The following is a 2,999-nucleotide window of genomic DNA, read 5'->3' as shown; positions in this document are numbered from 1 at the left end:
CCACTGATTTATTCGTCCGCCACCGCCCGGCTGGTGGGATGCCTTTGAGATAATGGCCGCTGCTGAGCCACAACGGGACCTCAACCGATGCAATCGAGCTTTTCCGAGCTGGAGTACGCCGCCAAGAAGAAGCAGACGCGGCGTGACCGGTTCCTCGCCGAGATCGAGGCGGTGACGCCGTGGTCGGCGCTGGAGGCCGAGATCGAGCCGTTCTACCCGAAGGGCGCGGGTCGCGGGCGCCCGCCGATCGGGGTGGGACGGATGCTGCGGATGTACGTGGCGCAGCAGTGTTTCGGGTTGTCGGACGAAGGGATTGAGGACGCGATCTACGACAGCCAGGCGATCCGCGGCTTCGTCGGCATCGACTTGGCTCGGGAAGCGGCGCCCGACGCGACCACGCTGTTGAAGTTCCGCCGCCTGCTGGAGACGCACGGGCTTACGCGCAAGATCTTCGAGGTCATCAAGACGCATCTCGCCGAGAAGGGCCTGATGATGCGCGAGGGCACCATCGTTGATGCCACCCTGATCGCTGCGCCGCCCTCGACCAAGAACCGCGCCAAGGCGCGCGACCCCGAGATGCACCAAGCAAAGAAGGGCAACCAGTGGTACTTCGGGATGAAGGCGCACATCGGCGTCGATGCCGAGTCAGGCTTGGTGCATGCGGTGGTCGCGACGGCCGCCCACGTGAGCGACGTGAGCCAGACGCACAAGCTGCTGCACGGTAAGGAGACGGAGGTGCTCGGTGACGCGGGCTATCAGGGCGTCGAGAAGCGCGAAGAGAACCGGGGCACCAAGGTGACCTGGCACGTCGCCATGAAGCGCAGCAAGCGCAAGGCATTGCCGGCCAACCGGCTGGGGAAGCTTCTCGAGAAGCTTGAGCGCGTCAAGGCGAGCATTCGCGCCAAGGTCGAGCACCCGTTCCATGTGGTCAAGAACCTCTTCAAGCATAAGAAGACCCGCTACCGCGGGCTGGCGAAGAACGAAGCTCAGTTGTTCTCGCTCTTCGGCCTGGCCAATCTGTTCCTGGCGCGCCGACCGTTGTTGGCGCTTCATGCCCGAGGTGCGTCCTGATGGGACACCAAGGAGCGAAAACGGGGGGCAACAGCCCGTGAACGACCCGATCGGAAGCGAAAAATGTCTTCGACCTCGAATGGTCATCACTGATACGCGCTCGAAATCGGTCCGCGGGCGCTTGAACTTGATTTGTTCAGCATTTCCCTAACGCGTAAGATTTTTACCTATTGATGTTAATTTGAGGAGATGAATAACATGGAATTTTTATTACTGGTATTACCTTTGCTGATTATTATCTTTCTTTTGGTGCGGAAGCAGCATATGTTGGTTGCGGCATTCATAGGCGGAGCCTTAGCAATTATATTGGGACGATTAGATGCAGTAGTAATTAATAAGCTTTTTACAGAAGGCATTACCAAAATGCTCGGTATGACGGTTCCAATTTTGTATGCCGCTACGGCATCAATGGTTACAAAAGCTGGTTCCATCAATTCTGTTGTAAATTTGGCTAATCATTATTTTAAAGGACGTATAGCGATACTGGCAGGTTTTATGGTTCTAATCCAGGGAGTAGCCACTTTAATGTCAGGGTTAGCATCAAGTAATAGTATCGTAATAGCACCTTTAGTCTTTGCTGCGTTCGGTGCGGTGCCTGAAGTTATAGCCGGTATGACGATTGTCTCCGCAGTTGCTTTTTCTACCACTCCAGTATCGGGTCATGCTGTAGTTGCGGCTCAAATGGCTAAGATTGATATATTTGAATATTTTTCTTTAATGCAGCCGATAGTTGCTCTGTTCTTTGTGATAGGCATAGGAATTGCAGTATTTGGAGTATTAAAACGGGGGACTATGTTTAAAGGCACTGGAAGTGAGACCAGTGAAAATGCTGCGGCTGCAGAGGATGCTACTGATTCTGTTAATCAAATGTGGATAAAAGCGGTACCCTTTATTGCGCTTTTGATTATGGCGGTGTTCGGATCTAATATTAACAAACTTATTCACATTAATATTTTTACTCCAGCGATAAATGTTATAATTACAGTAATCCTTACTATGGTCTGTGCTAAGTTTAGTCCCCGAGAAGCATCAGATGCCCTAGTAGACGGCAGTCGTATTTTTCTTGTAACTTTATTTTCTGTCGGTTTGTTCTTGGGCTTTATCAATATGATTGGTGAAATTGGCACTTTTGTAGCTATTGCAAACTTAGTCAATAATGTTCCCCAAGTCTTGGTTGTACCCATTGCCATTTTAATCGGATATCTTCTTGCTATCCCGGTAGGAGCTCTATCTACTGCTGTCGCAGCGTTAATTTTGCCTACACTGGCTGCAATTGGGCTATCTCCCTTAGCGCTAGGTCTAGTAGCAGTAGCCATTGGTTTTGGCACCCAGGTGAGTCCGGTTCAAATTAACATAGCAGTTCTTGCTGGTGCTTTTAAGCAGAATGTTATGGATATTATTAAAGGAAACTTACCTTACAGTCTTGCCTCATTATTCATAATTATAGTGATTGGTGTATTATTTGCTTAGTTTTAAGTGTGGGGGAGGGTTGATCTCCCCCACAAAAATGCAAAATAGGAGGTATTGACTATGCTCGATGTAAAAGTGTATCGCATTCCTATGGATTCGCCCGATGATGTTTCCGGTTTGAAAGAGTTAATTGACAGTGGTCAGTTAAACCCGGAGGAAGTAGTAGCTATTTTGGGCAAGACAGAAGGCAACGGCTGTGTTAATGATTTCACACGTGGGTTTTGCACTGCTTCTTTTTCGTCCTTAATGGCGGAATATCTTAATGTAGACACCAAAGAAGTTGAGAAGAAAATTGCCTTTGTAATGTCTGGAGGAACAGAGGGGGTAATGACTCCTCATGCTACCGTATTTACTTCCCGTGAAGTGGCACAACAAGAAGTTTCTGAGAAGCGGCTTGCGATTGGGGTTTCAATGACTAGGGATTTTGCCCCCGAAGAAATAGGTACCATGGTTCAAGT

General features: G+C 49.7%; 3 protein-coding genes. All 3 read left to right on the top strand.

The window, feature by feature from the left end:
- Window positions 1-87: 87 nt before the first annotated feature.
- On the top strand, window positions 88-1,071 hold the full coding sequence (locus N878_RS16530; protein WP_021444719.1) for an IS5 family transposase: 984 nt from the start codon (window positions 88-90) through the stop codon (window positions 1,069-1,071).
- A 198-nt stretch (window positions 1,072-1,269) separates the two neighbouring features.
- Window positions 1,270-2,541: a hypothetical protein gene (locus N878_RS26895; RefSeq protein WP_218186845.1), complete on the top strand. Its 1,272-nt coding sequence runs from the start codon at window positions 1,270-1,272 to the stop codon at window positions 2,539-2,541.
- A 60-nt stretch (window positions 2,542-2,601) separates the two neighbouring features.
- A partial coding sequence (locus N878_RS26890) for a ring-opening amidohydrolase (RefSeq protein ID WP_156350889.1) occupies window positions 2,602-2,999 on the top strand: 398 nt, incomplete at its 3' end.

The organism is Pseudomonas sp. EGD-AK9 (genome assembly GCF_000465935.2).
GTDB lineage: Bacteria > Pseudomonadota > Gammaproteobacteria > Pseudomonadales > Pseudomonadaceae > Aquipseudomonas.
The sequence above is the reverse complement of the archived record's forward strand: the minus strand, read 5'-3'. Positions and strand labels throughout refer to the sequence as shown.

Coding starts and splice junctions, on each gene's coding strand:
- N878_RS16530 (WP_021444719.1), top strand. CDS start 88: ATGCAATCGAGCTTTTCCGAGCTGGAGTACGCCGCCAAGAAGAAGCAG.
- N878_RS26895 (WP_218186845.1), top strand. CDS start 1,270: ATGGAATTTTTATTACTGGTATTACCTTTGCTGATTATTATCTTTCTT.